A 16,051-nucleotide genomic window follows, 5' to 3' on the forward strand; every position below is an offset into this window, starting at 1 on the left:
CGACGAGACACCAGCACGCGCAATGCCTCTGAATCGCTCGCTGACGCCCGCTCATCGCCGTTCCTCCTTCGTCGGAACGCCGACGAGACACCAGCACGCGCAATGCCTCTGATTCGCTCGCTGACGCTCGCTCATTGGGCACCTCCCACGGCCGCGACGGCGGTGCGGGTACGGCGCCGGGCGCGTGCGCCGCCGACCCGCAGCCGCGGATCGAGCACCCCGAGCAGGATGTCGATGACGAGGTTCGCCAGCACGAACGCGGCGGCCACCAGCAGCACCGCGGTCTGGAGTACCGCGTAGTCGCGTTGCAGGACGGCGTCGACGATGAGTGAGCCGAGGCCGGGCCAGCGGAACACGTACTCGACGACGACCACTCCGCCGAGCACCGAGCCGATCATGACCCCGAACGCGGTGGCGGTCGGCAGCATCGCGTTGGGCAGTACGTGCCCGTTGACGACCTGCCGGCGGCGCAACCCCTTGCCGGTCGCGGTACGCACGAACGCGGCGCTGTCGACCTCCCGCATCGAGGTACGCAGGTAGTGCACGAGCGGCGCCGACAGCGTGATGCCGAGCGTCAGCGCCGGCAGCACCAGCAATCGCAGGCTGTGCAACGGATCGGCGAACAGCGACTGGTAGCCGCCGGTCGGCATCCAGCCGAGTCCGACGCTGAACACGGCGATCAGGATGATGCCGAAGACGAACGGCGGCGCGGCCATCCCGACGGTGGCGTACCCGCCGACGAGGCGGCGCCAGATCCGGCGCCGGGAGATCGCAGGCAGCAGCGCGAGCGGCAGGCTGATCAGTACGCCGAGGATCAGGCCAGCGACGGCGAGCAGCAGCGTGGCGCCGACCCGCTGCCCGATCAGTTCACCGACCGGGTACTCGCTGAAGTACGAGCGGCCCAGGTCGCCGTGGAACAGCCCGCCGATCCACCGTCCATACTGGACGATGATCGGGTCGTCGAGCCCCAGCCGGTGGTGCATCTGGGCGAGCGTCTTGGCGTCGATCGACTGCGCGGCACCGACCCGGGTGATCGTCGGATCGCCGGGCAGCAGCCGCAACACGACGAACACGAGTACCGAGACGAGCGCGATCATGAGCAGCGACAGGCAGAGGCGGCGGACGATGTAGGCGATCACGAGCGGCTCCCGGCGGCGAATCCGGCGCGCTCCAGGTGCAGCGTTCCCTCGCTCTGCACCCAGACCCCGCGTACGTTGGTCTGCGCCACCGACAGCGGCGACGTGTTGGCAAGCGTGACGATCGGTACGTTCGCGTTGAGGACCCGCTGCGCATCGGTGAACCCGCGGGCCCGATCCGTGCCGGCGCCCCGGGACACCGCGCCGGCGGCCCGCTCGTACGTGTCGGGCGCGGTCCAGTTGCACTCGCAGGTGCCCTCGTTCGAGTACCAGCTGATCGCGTAGTCGGCGGGCGGCGGCGGAAACGACAGGAAGTTCGGGTAGATCAGGCCCGGGTAGCGCTTGCCCTTCGGGTACGCCTTCGCGGCCCAGGTGGCCACCTCGTTGCTGCGGATCTGCAGGTTGATGCCGATCTTCTTCAGGTCGCTCTGCAGGATCTGCCCCATCGTGGTCCATTCCAGGTTCGCCCCGGCGGTGGTCCAGAACGTCAGGGTGGTGCCCGGCTTGACACCGGCCTCGGCGAACAGCTTCTTCGCCTTCACCAGGTCGTACGCGTGGTGCGGCAGATCGCTTGCGTAGTAAGGACTCTGCGGGTTGACCGGCTGGTCGGTGTCGTTGAGGACCGCCTTGCCGGCGTACGCCGCCTGGTTCATCGCCGCGCGGTCGGCGGCGTACGACAGGGCCAGTCGTGCCTTCGGGTTGTCGAACGGCTTGGACCTGGTGTCGAGTTCCCACACCGCGACGCCGGCCGGCTGTGGCGCCCCGAGCAGCGTCGTGCCGACCGCCAGGTAGCTTGCCGTGTCCGGCGTCAACTCCGTCAGCACGTCCAGCTCGCCGGACAGGAAGGCGCTCTGCGCGGCGGTCGCGTCCGCGTACCGCTGGATCTCGATCCGGTCGAACTTCGGTCGCGGTCCCCAGTACCGGTCGTTGCGCACCACCGTGACCGACTGGTTCGGCACGAACCTCGCCAGCTTGTACGGCCCGGTGCCGTTGGCGGTGCGGTTGACGTCGGCGATGTGGTCGACGTCGGTCATCTTGACGTCGACCAGGCCGTTGGGCAGTTGCGGGTTCGGCGTCTTCAGGTCGACGGCGAGCGTGGCCGGATCGACGGCCCGGACCGTGTCGATCATCGAGATCTTGACGGCGGCCTGCGCGGCGGTCTTCGGGTCGAGTACGCGCTCGATGTTCTTGACCGCGTCCGTTGCGGTGAACGGCTTTCCGTTGTCGAACCGGACACCCGTGCGCAGCCGGAAGGTCCAGTGCCGGTAGTCGTCGGAGTGGGTCCAGGACGTCGCGAGGTCGGGCCGCACGGACATGTCCGGCGCGTACGTCGTCAGCCCGTCCCACAGCAGCGTCTGCAGCTGGGTCTGGGAGCTGCTCGCGATCGTGTTCGGGTCGAGCTGGGTGATGCCCTGCGACTGTCCGAAGTGGAGTGTCCCACCGGTACGCATCGGGCCGCCGGCGGTGGCGCCGACCTTGTGCACGGTTTCCGCCGGACCATGTCCGGCGCCGCAGCCGGTCAGCGCGAGCGCGCCGATCACCAGGCCGCAGACCGGAACCAGCCGGGAACGCGTGATCTTCACGAAGCCTACCTTCCGTATTTCGAAGATAGATTCAAGATTTGGAAAAGAATATGTCCCCGGCGCAGGTCATGACAAGACGTCGGAAGTGGTTACATGCCGTACGGCAGCTGGACCGTACCGGCCTGCAACTCCCGGCCCAGCGCCGCCGCCTCGGCGACCACCTGCGCGCCGATCTCCTCGAACCCGGTCGAACGCAGCTGCTCCGCGTACCCGGTGACCCCGATCGAACCGGCCACCGCACCGTCGACGTCGAAGAACGGCGCGGCGACGCAGGCGATCCCCGGGTCCTCCTCCTCGTCCTCGGTCGCGTACCCGCGCTCGCGCACCTCGGCGAGCTCGGCGTGCAGCTCGGCGACCTGGATCGGATGTGCCTTCGGCCCGCGGCCGACGGCGGCGTTCTTGACCAGCGCGTCGACCGCGTCGACCGGCAGCTGCGCGGCGATCGCCCGCCCCAGCGCGGTCAGGTTGAACGGCGACGCCTTGCCCGGATAGGTGTCGTACTGCAGCATGCCCGGCGCGGCGACCTTGGCCACGTAGATGACCTGGCCGCCCTCCAGTACGCCCAGGTGCGCGTGCGCGCCGATCGAGTCGACCAGCCGCTTCAGGAACGGCCGCGCGGTGCGCATCAGGTCGACCTTCTTGACCAGCTGCGCGGCGAGGCCGTTGAGCCGCAGCGTCGGCCGCCAGAAGTGGCTGCGGCCGATCACCCGGCGGGCCGCGTACCCCCGCAGCTCCAGGGTGCGGGTGATCGCCGCGCAGGTCGCCAGCGGGATGTCGGTGACCTGCGCGAGCATCGTCAGCGTCATCGGCTCCTCGGCCGCCACCAGCGTCTCAAGCACCGTCAGCGCCCGGTCCACCGCCGGCGACGGCGCCTTGCCGTCACCGGACGTCCTGCCGTCACCGTTCGAGCCGGCCATGCCACCCCTCACCATCACCCGTGTCCGCTGCCGAGCCTAATCCGCCGCTCGATCGCGCGGCCGGTAGGCGACCACGTCGATCTCGACCAGGATGTCGCCGAGCTGCGACCCGGCGGTCGTGCGCACCGGGTACGGCGGGGTGAAGAACTCCCGGTACGCGGTGTCGAACGCGTCCCAGTCCCGCTCGCCGTCGGCCAGGTGCGCGGTCACCTTGACCACGTCCGCGAGCGAGGCGCCCGCCTCGGCCAGGATCGCGGCCAGGTTGCGCAGTACCTGCCGGGTCTGCTCGCCGGCCTCCGTACCGACGATCGCCCTCGTGGCCGGATCGAGCGGCCCGAGCCCGGCGGTGTAGACGTAGTCACCGGCGACGACACCCACCCTGCTCGTACGCGCCGCGCGGCGCCGGCGCGGCCGCGGTGGCCAGCGGGACGGCTTCCATGGTTCCTCCAAAGGGTCAGGGACGCACGATCGGTCCCGGCAGGTCAGGACAGGTCGGGCAGCCGGTCCGCGAACTCGGCGAGAAACCGGTCGACCATCGCGACCTCCTCCGCGTCGAGCCGGTGCGCCGGCGCCCGGCAGTACGCGCTGCGAAACAGGCCGCGCCGCTGTGAGATCAGCTTCTCGGCCGCCACGATCAACTCCGAGCCGAGCATCCAGTACGAGATGTAGGGCAGGAACTGGCGGTGCAGGTCGAAGGCGGCCTTCTCGTCGCCGGCCGCGTACAGCTCCCAGACGTCGACGTACAGCTCGGTGAACGAGCAGCCGGGCTGCACGCCGACCGCGCCGCGCCGCAACGCGTCCGGCAGCTGCACGCCGGCGTACCCGACCATCGCCGGCAGGACCGGGTCCTGGCGGGCCAGGTCGGCGATGAACGGGCCGGGCGGCGTCGACTCGACCTTCACCATCCGCACGTTCGGGCGCTCCGCGGCGATCGCGGCGATCGACGCCGCGTCGAGCGCCGTACCGGTCTGCTCCGGCGCGTACTGCACCACGATCGGTGTCTCCGGCACTGCCGCGGCGACCGTCTCGACGTGCTCGTGGATGTCGCGTACCGAGGGCCCGAGCTGGTACGGCGGGAGCAGGTTCACCGCGTCGGCGCCGGCGTCGACGAGCCGGCGCGCATGGTCGGCGGCGAGCCGCGTCGCGTGGTCCTGTACCGCGACGACCGCCGCCACGTCGTCCCGGGACCGCGTGCGGTCGAGCAGGACCGTGTTGAGCCGGTCCCGCTCGTCGCTGGTCAGCTTGAGGAACTCCGAGGCGTACCCCGGGAACATCACGCTGCTCACCCCGCAGCCCAGCACGTGGTCCACCACGCGCGCGAAACCCGGCTCGTCCAGCGAGCCGTCGTCGTGGAACGGCACCTCCAGCACCGGGGAAACGCCCCTGATCAGCTCCGCCGCGTCCGTCATCGGTTCTGCCCTCCCGCATCGATGCTGTTCAGCCGGGCCGCCAGCCGGCGGTCCCGGTCCGCCCGGGCGCGCCGGGCCGTCTCGCCGGGCCACTCGTACACGCCGCCGCCGGACTTGGCGCCGTACCGCCCGGCCGCGGTCAGCTCGACCAGGTTCGGCGGCGTGGCGAACCGCTCGCCGAGATGCTCGGCGAGGTAGTCGAGGATCGCCCGGTACACGTCGAGTCCGGCCAGGTCGGCGATCTCGAACGGCCCGTAGTCGCCCAACCGGAAGCCGAACGAGCCGCGCACGATCGCGTCGATGTCCCGAGCGGTCGCGACCCCCTCCGCCAGGCACCGGAACGCCTCCGCCACCATCGCGAACTGCAGCCGGTTGCCGACGAATCCGGCCGTGTTGGCGGTCACCGCCGGCCGCTTGCCCAGCGCGGTCAGCCAGCCCAGTACCGCCTCGACGCGGCCCGGCTCGACCGCCGCGGTGCGCACCACCTCCACGCACGGCACCAGGTACGCCGGGTTGTACCAGTGCATCCCGAGCACCCGCGCCGGCGCCCCCGCCGCGGTCGCGAGCAGCCCGATGTCGTACGAGGAGGTGTTGCTCGCGAGCGTCGCGTCACGCGGTGCGTGCGCCCCGATCGCCTGCCACACCACCTGCTTGAGCGCCAGATCCTCCGGTACCGCCTCGATCACGAGCGCGGCTCCGGTCACCGCCTCCGCGATGTCGCCGACCGGCGTGACGAGGTCGACCACGGTCGCGTCCCGCTCGGGCAGGCTGGCGGCGATGGCGTCCCGGCCGGCCCGCGCCAGCTCGACGGTACGGTCGGCCAGCCGGACCGGCACGCCGCCGGCAGCGAACACCCGCGCGATCCCGTGCCCCATCGTCCCGGCACCGATCACCGCCACCGACCGTGGCGGTACCGGCCCGGTCCGGCCCGCGGTCCCGGCGTCGCCGGCAGCCTCCGCGCCGGCGCTCCAGCCCGCGCCGACGTCATGGCTCGTGCCGCCGCCCGGGGTCGTGCCGGGGTTCCGGTTCGCGGCCGGGTTTCCTTGCGGCGCACCAGTTTGCCGGGTCATGGGGCCACCATCCCGGCCGAGAGGTCGATGTCGGCGGCGCACAGGCCCGGCATGGCCAGCATCGCCAGCGCCGCGGCGGCGACCTCGCCCTCGGTGAGCAGCCGTCGCAACGCGGCGCGGCCGGCGAACGCCTGCCGCGCGTCGGCGACGCTCGTCCCGGTCCGGTCCGCCTCCAGCCGGAAGTTGCGGTCCATCCGCGGCCCGTCGACCGGTCCGGGCGACAGCGAGTTGACCCGGACCCCGGACTCGCCGACCTCGACGGCCAGGGTGCGGGTCAGCCCCAGCACGGCCATCTTCGCCGCGCAGTACGGGGTGCGGCCGGCGAGCGGCCGCTTGCCGGACACCGACGCCAGGTTGATCACATCCCCACGGCCTGCGGCGACCATCGCCGGGAGGAACGCCCGGCAGACCAGGTAGGTGCCGCGCACGTTGACCGCGAACACCTCGTCCCACTGCGCGGGCGTCACCTCGTGAAGCGGCGCGACCGGACCCGGGATCCCGGCGTTGTTGACGAGGATCGACACGTCCTCACCGGCGAGCGCAGTGGCGAGCGCCGCGACCCGCGCCGGGTCGGACACGTCGCACACCTCGCCGCGGACGGCCGTACCGTCGGCGACCGCGGCGCCGAGCGTGGCCCGGTCGCGCCCGGTGACGAGAACCCGGACTCCCGCGCCGGTCAGTGCCCCGGCGATGGCGTACCCGAGCCCCCGACCGCCGCCCGTGACCAGCGCGGTACGGCCGGCCAACGGCGCGGCGCGGCCCCCCGACGCGGTTGCCGCCGCCGTTTCGGTCGCCTCGACGGGCGGGCCGGGGCGTGGTGTGATCACGCGCGGTCCAGGACGTGGTCGGTCCAGGACAGCGGCGTGCCCCGGTACGCCGCGGCGCGGACATCGCCGCTGCGGGCGTGCCCCTCGAACAGCTCGACCCGCGCCGCGCGACCGCAGATCTCCCCCAACCGCGCGCTCGCCGCCGGATCGGTCACCTCCTGGTACGTGACCGTCTTCAGGTACTTGCCGACCCACAGCCCGCCGGTGTAACGCGCCGCGCCGCGGGTCGGCAGCACGTGATTGGTGCCGATCACCTTGTCGCCGTAGGAGACGCACGTACCGGAACCGAGGAACAGGGCGCCGTAGTCGCGCATCGTGTCCAGCGCGACGCGCGGCTGTGCGGTGAGGATCTCGACGTGCTCGGACGCGAACGTGTCGGCCAGCGCGTACGCCGCGTCGAGGCCGTCGACGACGTGGATCTGGCCGTGGTCGCGCCAGGCGGGCCCGGCCATGTCGTTGGTCGGCATGCCGGGCAGCAGCGCGTCGATGTGGCCGAGCACCGCGGTACCGAGCCGTTCGCTGGTGGTGATCAGCACGGCGGGAGAGTCGGGGCCGTGCTCGGCCTGGGAGAGCAGGTCGACCGCGACGACGAACGGGTCGGCGGACTCGTCGGCGACGACGAGGATCTCGGTCGGCCCGGCGAACAGGTCGATGCCGACCTCACCGAACAGCTGCCGCTTCGCCTCGGCGACGTACGCGTTGCCGGGGCCGGCGATGAGGTTCACCCGGCCGATCGTCTCGGTACCGAGTGCGAGCGCCGCGACCGCTTGGACCCCACCCAGCAGGAGGATCTCGTCGGCGCCGGCCAGGTGCATCGCGGCGATCGTGGCCGCCGGGATCTCGCCCCGGATCGGCGGCGTGCAGGCGGCGACCCGGTCGACCCCGGCGACCTTGGCGGTCACGATCGTCATGTGCGCCGACGCGGTCAGCGGGTAACGCCCACCGGGCACGTACGCTCCGGCCGCGGCGACCGGGATGTTCTTCTGCCCCAACCGAATCCCGGGCAGCGTCTCCACCTCGAAGTCGCGCAGCGACTCGCGCTGGTGCGTCGCGAACGAACGTACCTGGTCCTGCACGAACCGGATGTCCGCAAGCACCTGGTCCGGCACCCCGTCGACGATCCGTTCGATCTCGTCCGGCGCGAGCCGGAACGAGGCCGGCGACCAGCCGTCGAACTTGACCGAGTGGTCGCGTACCGCCGCGTCGCCGCGCTGCCGCACGTCGGCGATGATCGCCGCGACCCGCTCCCGTACCCCGTCGTCGGCTCCGGCTCCTGCCGCAGTCGCCGCGCGCTTCTTGAGCATCCGGCTCGTGGTCATGCCCCACTCATCCCTTGTCTCGTGGTCGTCGTTCGGTGCCCGGCCTCGCGGTCAGGCCAGGAACCGGTCCAGCACGTTGCGGGTGATCGCGGCCGCGGCGGCGTCCACCGGTACCGAGGTCGACCAGGTGATGGAGCCGGCGGCGAACACCTCGCCGCCGCTCGCGGTGGTCAGGTGCACGAGTTCGGCGCCGCCGTCGTCGACGTTGGTACCGCGGGCCAACACGACCGCGCCGTCCGGCGTGTGCGCCCCGGTCTTGTCCGTCTCGTGGCCGGACGCGCCGCCGGAGCACCGTTCGTGCAACGTCGCCGTACCGAAGACGTCACCGGCCACCAGCCCGGTACCGGCGAACGCCCAGTGCTTCTCGTCGACGACCCGGTACGGTGCCGCGGTCATCGCGCCCGCGCTGGTGAACACGACGCCGAGCAGCGCGCTGGTCGGTCGGTGGCTGCGCGCCATCCGGCCCTCGTCCGGCCCGTCCTCGACCGCCTCGGTACGAAACCGCAGCGCGTCGCCGACGAACTCGACCTCGCAGTCGACCCCGTTGCCGCCGAGGTAGGCGAGCTTTCCGCCGCGCTCGTGCACCCAGGACCACACCCGGTCGTACATCTCGGCCGACCAGTACTCGGGGTGGGTGTTGAGTACGAGGACCCGGTAGTCGTCCAGGTCGAGGGTGCCGTCGTGCAGGTGGGCGTCGGCGTACAGGTCGTGGCCGTATCCGTTGCGCTCCAACCAGCTCAGCAGCCGCCACTCGGCCGACGCGAGGTGGCAGGGCTGCCGGCCGCGGATCGGGTCGAGGGGCTGCTCGTCGGCGCCGATCTGGTTGAGCGGTTCCGGCCGGTCGAACGACAGCGGCGGGTAGACGTCGTCGGCGAACTGGTGCTCGGAGAACGACGACTCCTGGTACCTCGGCAGCTCCAGCCGCGGCACCAGCGCCGGCTCGGCCGGCAGCCCGGCCGCGTTGACGTAGTTGCTGCGCCCGCCGAAGTTGTTGTACGCGTTCCAGGTGTTCGTCGAGGCGAGTACGGCGATGCGGGCGCGCGGCGTGCGCGGCGCGACGACCCACGGGAACGAGAACCGTACGCCGGACTCACCCTCGACGTGGAAGTAGTAGAGCCCACCGCGCTCCGGTGCCGTCACGTGCTGCTTGTGGTTCGGGTCGACGTAGCCGCGTTCGTTGAAGTGCACGCCGTCGCGGGTGTAGTCGCCGTCCGGCGTCACCTGCACGGTCGAGCGCGGTGCGTGTTCGTCGAACCAGCCGATGATGCGTTCCGGTTCCGCCTCGGCGCCGCAGCGCCGCAGGCTCAGCCGGTACGGCTCGGGGCTGTGGATCCGGAACTCGCCGGTGCCGCCGGCGCGTGTCCACTTCGGCCAGACGTACCCGTAGATCCGGTCGGACAGCAGCCGGAACCGGTGCGGGCGGGCACCGAGTTCGACGGTGACGTGCTTGGCGCCGTAGCCGTCCCGGGCGAGCGTCACCCGGTAGCTACCGGGCGGCACGTCGAGGCGTACGGCGCCGGATGCGGTCGAGGTGGTCACCCAGGTGCTCGTTCCGTCACCCACCTCGACGGCGACACCCGCGAGCGCCAGGTCCCGCTCGTCGCTCACGTATCCGATCACCTTCATGTCAGCTCCCCCGCCTCCACCGTCGCCGTACGCCGGGCGGCGAGTGACCGACCGGCGGTCTCCGGTACCGCGACGATCGCCGCGGCGCTCAGCACGCAGCCGCCGATCATGTACAGGCACACGCCCCACGACGCGCCGCCGGCCGCGGCGGTCAAGGCGCTCGCGATCATCGGCGCGAACCCGCCCGCCAGTACGGCGGTCAGCTGGTAGCCGAGGCCGACCCCGGTGGCGCGGGCGGACGTGCCGAACAGCTCCGACAGGATCGTCTGGGACAGCGCCGACATCGCGATGACGCACACCGAGAAGCCGAGCGTCATCCCCAGGTAGATCAGCGCCGGTCGCCCGGACGAGAACATCGCGAAGATCGGGAAGATCAGCACCGCCAGCGCGATGCAGCCGCCCAGGAACACCGGTTTCCGGCCGATCCGGTCGGACAGGATCCCCCACGTCGGTGCCAGCACGATCTGCACCCCGGACGCGATCATCGTCGCGGTCAGCGCGACCGACGCCGGCGACCCGCGGTCCTTCAGGTACGCCGGCCCGTACACGGTCAGCACGTAGCCGCCGATGCTGTTGGCGAAGCCGAACAGTACGCCCAGGACCAGCGGCTTCGGCCGGCGCAGCACGTCCAGCAACGGGAGCCGGCGCTGCTGCACCCCCTGGTCCCGGTCGGCGGCGAACACCGGTGTCTCCGGTACCCGGGACCGGATGATCAGCCCGGCGACGAGCAGGACCACGCTCAGCCAGTACGGCAGGCGCCAGCCCCAGGTGAGGAACTCGTCGTCGGGCAGCGACGACACGAGGCTCATCAGCCCGGACGAGATGAACAGTGCGATCCCGGATCCGCTGAGCAGCAACGCGCCGAACAGGCCGCGCCGGTCGGCCCGCGCGTGTTCGACGGCGAGCGCGGTCGCGCCGCCCATCTCGCCACCGGTCGAGAACCCCTGCACGAGCCGGAACACGACGAGCAGGATCGGTGCGGCGACGCCGATCGAGCGGTACCCGGGCAGGACGCCGATCAGGAACGTCGAGACCCCCATCAGCATGATCGTCAGGACGAGGGCCTTCTGCCGGCCGACCCGGTCGGCGATGTGGCCGAGCACGATGCCGCCGATCGGCCGCAGGATGAAGCCGACGGCGAACGCGGCGAACGAGTACAGCTGCCCGGCGAGCGGGCTGGAGTCCGGGAAGAACAGCTTCGGGAACACGACCGCCGCGGAGAGCCCGAACAGGTAGTAGTCGTAGTACTCCAGGAGGGTGCCGACGGAGGCCGCGAGGGCGGCCTTGCGCCGTGCCACTGTCTCGCTCCGTACTCACGGTGCCTCTCCTCGTGCGCCAGCCGTGATCCGTCAGTTTTCGATATTTCGAATATGTATTCCATTTATCGAAACTAAGGACTATCACGGTCGTGGAAGCCGCGCAAGAGTCGTCTCGTCAGCCCACCCGAGCACACAGCGGCCGTCCGGCGATCGCGGCCACCAGCCCCGCGGCGAACGCCGCTACCGGCACCAGGACTGGTGTCCGGTGGTAGATGCCGATACGTAGCGACAGAACAGCCCCATCCGGCGCGCGCGACCGCCCTGCCGCGCTTGATGGCCCATCCGGCATCGGTGTCGAGGCGTTAGTCGATGGAGTCGTTCTTCGGGTTGACCCGTGGACCGGAACAGGCTGCGGCCACCGCCGACACCGGATGTCCGGGCGTAGACAGGGATCGGCCCACCTGCATCCACGGCAACCCGGGGTGTCCAACCCAGCGCTCGGTTGCCTTCTCACGCGAAGCGCCACCACTGAGCGCCAGCAGGCCGGGGGCGCGCAACTAGGGGTGACGCCGTTCGACGACAGCGACGATGCTGGCCGGCGACTCCACCGGCCGGCACCGATCTGGTTCAGGATGCCGTCCGGATCACGCTCCGGCGGCGGTGACGATCGCGTCGGTGGCGAAGCCGAGGAGCAGGCCGGCAAGTACGCCCCAGGCGGTGAGGTACTTGGCTGACGACCGGCGGGCGACGGCGAGCAACTCGATCACGACGTACAGGATCGAGCCAGCGGCGAGGGCGAGGAAGGCGACGCTCACGGCCTCGCTGGTGAACCGTTGGCCGACGAGGGTGCCGAGGAAGGTCGGCCCACCGCCGATCACGCCCAACAGCCCCAGGTACGCCCAGGACGGGCGGGTACCCGCGGCCGCCATCGGCGCCACGATCCCGAAGCCCTCCGTGGCGTTGTGCAGGCCGAAGCCGATGATCAGCAAGACCGCCAGGGCAATCTCGCCCTGTGCAGCCGAGTTGCCGATGGCCAGGCCCTCGGCGAAGTTGTGCAGCCCGATCCCGACGGCGATCAGCATCGCGAGCTGCCGTGCCGTTGCCCGGGCGTGTGTGTCCGGGAGCGTGGCGGTCGCGGTACCTACCGACCCCGGCGCGGCCGGTGCGGCTGGCACCGGCGACGGCGCGGTGGTACGGGACCGGCGGGCGGCCACCCAGCGGTCGAAGTACACCAGCCCGAGGAGACCGACCGCGACGCCACCGGCCAGTACCAGGCCGTCCAGGACGGCACCGCCATAGTGCTTGTCGGACAGCGCGGCGTCGAGCGGCTCCCACGCGTGCGCGAGAACGTCCCAGAGGAGGAACAACAGGATGCCGATAGCGCCGGCGTTGAGCAGAGCCCGCATCCGCGGTGCCGGGTTACGCAGTCGCCCCAAGGGCAGGCCGAGAAAGATGGTGAACCCGGCGATCAGACCCAACAGGGCGATCTTCGACGCGGACACAGTGCACTCCAGCAGGACGGCGACGCAGGCACGCAGAGCGTAAGCGAGCCAAGGCTCACCTAACAAATCCTGGGATCCGGCGAGCGCCGACCCGATCGCTTGGCAGCACCGGTCGGCGCCGGAACGAGTGGCGCAAGGCCAGCGACCCCGTCAAGGGCGCCCCGTGGAGCATCCGCCGCAGCGCAGAAGAAGCTTCGGCGCCCGGGGGACCAACATCCACTGCGGCATCGGGCAACCACGCTTCCGCGGTCGGTACGCCCCGGCGGAGACCAGGATGCGCGAGCGGGGGGCGGGCGATCATCGTCTGTGCGCCGCCCGCGTGGCCGGTCCGGTTCACAGCGGGTGCATCACCCACCGGCGCCGAGGCTCCGTCACTTGACGACGCGGTACGTCAGGTGGGTGACGCCCTGGTTGGCGGCGACCGACGTGCATTCGAGTTCGATCGCTTCGGGCAGTTCCCGGAAGAACGGGATCCCGCCACCGAGGAGTACCGGGACCTGGCTGATCACGATCTCGTCCAGCAGTCGCAGTCTCAGGGCCTCGGTGGTCGTCGCACCTGCGGCGAGCTTGACGTCCTTGCCGGACTCCGAGGCGACCGCGATGGCCTGCCGGATCGCCGACTCCAGCCCGTCGGTGACGATGGTCTGGCCGGGCGCTGCGTCCGGGATCGGGTCACGGCTGACGACGAACAGCGGCGCGTCGGGCTGCATGCTGCCGCCGCCCCAGCGGTCGGCGTGTTCGTAGGTGTTCCGCCCCGACACGACCGCACCGGTACGGGTGCCGCCGTAGTCGGCCACCGCCCGGTTCGGCGCGCTGCGGTCGGAGAGCCAGTCGAAGATCCGGAACCCGTCGCCGAGTCCACGGCCGGCCCGCGCGCCGCGTCCTGAGACGTACCCGTCGACCGAGGTGGACAGGTGCGTGTAGACCACCGTCATGATCCATCCTCCCGTTCGTTGCTGATCGCTGTGCCGGACCGCAGGCAGGCGGTACGCCGGGAAACGGCCTCCCCCGCTGCCGCCGCCGTACCGGGCGTGCCCGGCGGAGTCGACCGATCCCTCAGCCACGCCGGGGCCGGTAGGTGTGCAGTACGACGCCGTTGGGAAACGGCCTCGCCTCCACCAGCGTCACGTGCCGCGACGCGGGCAGCTGGTCGAACAAGGCCAGGCCGCGGCCCAGGACCAGCGGCTGGATCAGGAGGCGGTACTCGTCGATCAGGTCCGCCGCGGCCATCGAGCCGGCGAATCGCGCACCGCCCCACGCGATCACGTCCGGCCCGGGTTCGGCCTTGATCGCGGCGATCTCGCTCGCGAGGTCGCCGCGCGCGACCCGGGTGGTCGGCCAGGACGCCTCGGCGTCGGGGAGCGTCGTGGAGAACACGATCTTCGGGATGTCGTTCATCGGCGCCGCGTACGGGTCGTCCGACTGCGGCCAGGCCGAGGCCATCTGCAGGTAGGTCGTCCGACCCATCAGATGGGCTCCGGCCGTACTGATCCGGTCCAGCTTCCACCGTTTGAGTTCGCCGTCCTCCGGGATCGCCATCCCGGGGTGCTCGCGGTCGCTGTCGACCAGCCCGTCCAGGGACATCGACATGTACAAGACGACGTCTCGCATGGCTCACCTCTCGTTGGTCGTGTGGCCGTCGGATTCACCGGGGCCGAGCATCCTGCCGAAACCGGCCGCGATGGTCGGCGCTCCGACGCTGCGAAGAACAGACCAGAGCAGCACCTGGTTCGCCTCCAGGACGAGGCGTCCGGTCCGAGCCTCCAGCGCGTCGATCGCGCGGGCGGCCCGGAAGCCGTTCCCGCCGATGACCACGGCGTCCGCGCGCGAGCACAGGTGTTGCGCGACGTACTCGACGACCATCGCCGGCTCGACCTGGTCCGGGTCGTCGGGCAGCGGGGCCAGCCGGGCGTCGACGACGTCGAAGCCCTGGCCGCGGAAGTACTGCGAGCCCAGGTCGTGGAGCGACTGCCCGAACCACGGCGGGTGGACGAGGCTGATCCGCTGGACGTGCCGGGACCGCAGGGCCGACACCACCGACAGGCTGGTGGTGCACACCGGTACGCCCCAGCGCGCGCGAAGGCGACCCACGAGCTCGTACTCGGCAGCGTGGCCGAGCGCGTAGCCCAGGCTCGTCGAGGCGACGGCGAGTACGTCGACGGCCGGCAGGAGCGCCGCGGCGGCCTCGTCCAGTGCCTCGGGCGTCACCTGCGCGCGAAGATCTCCCGCCGGGGTACGCGGCCTGGAGACGCCGACGCCGGGAACCGCGGCGCGAATCCGCGCGGTCCCGACACGCACCAGGCCCGGGGCCATCTCCGGAAGCTCGGCGTCGGCTCCCGGCGTCGCATGCGGTGTCAGTACGCCCACCCTGGTGGGTCTGTCGCCGATGTCCATGACCCGAGCCTCACAGCGCGGGCAGGGATCATCAACGCCGATCTGCTGTGCGCATCGTGTAGCGTCGCTCATCGATGCCGGACGTGGAGATGCGCGAGATGCGGCTGTTCCTGGTGCTCGCCGAGGAACTGCATTTCGGACGCGCCGCCGAACGACTGGGCCTTACCGCCTCCCGCGTCAGCCAGGTGCTGAACACCCTCGAACGGAAGCTCGGCGGCCAACGGCTCTTCAACCGGACCAGCCGCGTCGTCGACCTGACCGCCGCCGGGCGCGTACTGCAGAGTGAACTCGCCCCGGCGGTGGCCGGCCTCGACCTGGTGCTGCACACAGCCAGGTTCCGCCACACGGGGCCCGGCGTGGTACGCGTGGGGCTGCTGAACGCCGCCTCCGGCGTGGACGTCCTGAGCCGAGCCATCGAGCGGTTCGAAGCGACCTACGCCGGAGCCAGCGTGCAGTTGAGCACCACGCCGTTCGACGACCGCCTGGGCCCGCTGCGTCGGCGCGAGATCGACCTGGTCGTGACGAGGCTCCCGCTCGACCAGCCGGACATCGTCGTCGGCCCTGCGCTGAGCGTCGCGGATCAGCGCGTCGTCATGGTCGGCCGCACCCACCCGCTCGCCGACCGGACCGTCCTGAGCGTCGAGGACCTCGCCGACCACGACGTCAGGCGACCCTACGGACTCACCCCGGAGCTGGCCGAGGCGACCTGCCCACCGCGTACGCCGTCGGGCCGGCCGATCCACTTCGTCGACGCCGAGGTCGACGACAACGCCCAACTCCTCTACCTGCTCGCCCGAGGCCGTCTCGTGCACCCCACGGTCGCGCCGTTCGCGGCCCACTTCCACCACCCCGACGTCGTCGCCATCCCTCTGGCCGACCTGCCGCCCTCCAGCTGCGCACTCGCCGCGCTCAAAGGCGTCGACAACCCGGACCGCGACAGCTTCATCGACGTGGTCGAGCAGATGCGCCCATCGACCTGATCTCGTCCCACAGACGTCCCGGCCGGCCG

General features: G+C 71.3%; 15 protein-coding genes. 1 reads left to right on the forward strand and 14 read right to left on the reverse strand.

Annotated features, from left to right (window positions below):
* Positions 1 to 131: 131 nt before the first annotated feature.
* From Aru02nite_RS30935 to Aru02nite_RS31000, 14 genes are all read right to left on the reverse strand, one after another.
* Positions 132 to 1,139, reverse strand: a complete 1,008-nt coding sequence (locus Aru02nite_RS30935) for an ABC transporter permease (RefSeq protein ID WP_203663615.1) — start codon at positions 1,137 to 1,139, stop codon at positions 132 to 134.
* A complete protein-coding gene (locus tag Aru02nite_RS30940) occupies positions 1,136 to 2,719 on the reverse strand; it encodes an ABC transporter substrate-binding protein (protein ID WP_203663616.1) in 1,584 nt (527 codons plus the stop codon). Before Aru02nite_RS30940 ends, Aru02nite_RS30935 begins: the two co-directional genes overlap by 4 nt.
* An 89-nt stretch (positions 2,720 to 2,808) precedes the next feature.
* Positions 2,809 to 3,636, reverse strand: coding sequence for an IclR family transcriptional regulator (locus tag Aru02nite_RS30945; protein ID WP_203663617.1), 828 nt, complete (start codon positions 3,634 to 3,636; stop codon positions 2,809 to 2,811).
* Between the two features lie 36 nt (positions 3,637 to 3,672).
* Positions 3,673 to 4,014, reverse strand: coding sequence for a RidA family protein (locus tag Aru02nite_RS30950; RefSeq protein WP_203663619.1), 342 nt, complete (start codon positions 4,012 to 4,014; stop codon positions 3,673 to 3,675).
* A gap of 104 nt (positions 4,015 to 4,118) precedes the next feature.
* Complete coding sequence (locus Aru02nite_RS30955; RefSeq protein WP_203663621.1) at positions 4,119 to 5,045, reverse strand: dihydrodipicolinate synthase family protein; 927 nt, start codon at positions 5,043 to 5,045, stop codon at positions 4,119 to 4,121.
* The gene (locus tag Aru02nite_RS30960) at positions 5,042 to 6,115 is read right to left on the reverse strand and encodes a 3-hydroxyacyl-CoA dehydrogenase family protein (protein WP_203663623.1); all 1,074 of its coding nucleotides are present in this window, start codon (positions 6,113 to 6,115) and stop codon (positions 5,042 to 5,044) included. The genes Aru02nite_RS30955 and Aru02nite_RS30960 overlap by 4 nt, the downstream gene beginning before the upstream one ends.
* Positions 6,112 to 6,942: an SDR family NAD(P)-dependent oxidoreductase gene (locus tag Aru02nite_RS30965; RefSeq protein WP_239077057.1), complete on the reverse strand. Its 831-nt coding sequence runs from the start codon at positions 6,940 to 6,942 to the stop codon at positions 6,112 to 6,114. The genes Aru02nite_RS30960 and Aru02nite_RS30965 overlap by 4 nt, the downstream gene beginning before the upstream one ends.
* Positions 6,939 to 8,261: a histidinol dehydrogenase gene (hisD, locus tag Aru02nite_RS30970; protein WP_239077058.1), complete on the reverse strand. Its 1,323-nt coding sequence runs from the start codon at positions 8,259 to 8,261 to the stop codon at positions 6,939 to 6,941. The genes Aru02nite_RS30965 and hisD overlap by 4 nt, the downstream gene beginning before the upstream one ends.
* 51 nt (positions 8,262 to 8,312) lie before the next feature.
* Positions 8,313 to 9,887, reverse strand: coding sequence for a carboxypeptidase-like regulatory domain-containing protein (locus Aru02nite_RS30975; RefSeq protein WP_203663624.1), 1,575 nt, complete (start codon positions 9,885 to 9,887; stop codon positions 8,313 to 8,315).
* Complete coding sequence (locus tag Aru02nite_RS30980; protein WP_203663625.1) at positions 9,884 to 11,185, reverse strand: MFS transporter; 1,302 nt, start codon at positions 11,183 to 11,185, stop codon at positions 9,884 to 9,886. The genes Aru02nite_RS30975 and Aru02nite_RS30980 overlap by 4 nt, the downstream gene beginning before the upstream one ends.
* A gap of 605 nt (positions 11,186 to 11,790) precedes the next feature.
* Positions 11,791 to 12,648 (reverse strand): ZIP family metal transporter, encoded by an 858-nt coding sequence (locus Aru02nite_RS30985; RefSeq protein WP_203663626.1) that lies wholly within the window; start codon positions 12,646 to 12,648, stop codon positions 11,791 to 11,793.
* 371 nt (positions 12,649 to 13,019) lie between these two features.
* A complete protein-coding gene (locus Aru02nite_RS30990) occupies positions 13,020 to 13,583 on the reverse strand; it encodes a dihydrofolate reductase family protein (protein WP_203663627.1) in 564 nt (187 codons plus the stop codon).
* 121 nt (positions 13,584 to 13,704) lie between these two features.
* A complete protein-coding gene (locus Aru02nite_RS30995) occupies positions 13,705 to 14,259 on the reverse strand; it encodes a dihydrofolate reductase family protein (protein WP_203663628.1) in 555 nt (184 codons plus the stop codon).
* 3 nt (positions 14,260 to 14,262) lie between these two features.
* A complete protein-coding gene (locus Aru02nite_RS31000) occupies positions 14,263 to 14,856 on the reverse strand; it encodes a maleate cis-trans isomerase family protein (RefSeq protein ID WP_203663629.1) in 594 nt (197 codons plus the stop codon).
* Between the two features lie 284 nt (positions 14,857 to 15,140).
* On the opposite strand from Aru02nite_RS31000, the gene Aru02nite_RS31005 reads away from it, so the two are divergent.
* A complete protein-coding gene (locus tag Aru02nite_RS31005) occupies positions 15,141 to 16,022 on the forward strand; it encodes a LysR family transcriptional regulator (RefSeq protein WP_203663631.1) in 882 nt (293 codons plus the stop codon).
* Positions 16,023 to 16,051: the final 29 nt, after the last annotated feature.

Origin of the sequence: Actinocatenispora rupis (genome assembly GCF_016861975.1) — a bacterium.
Classification (GTDB): Bacteria; Actinomycetota; Actinomycetes; order Mycobacteriales; family Micromonosporaceae; genus Actinocatenispora; species Actinocatenispora rupis.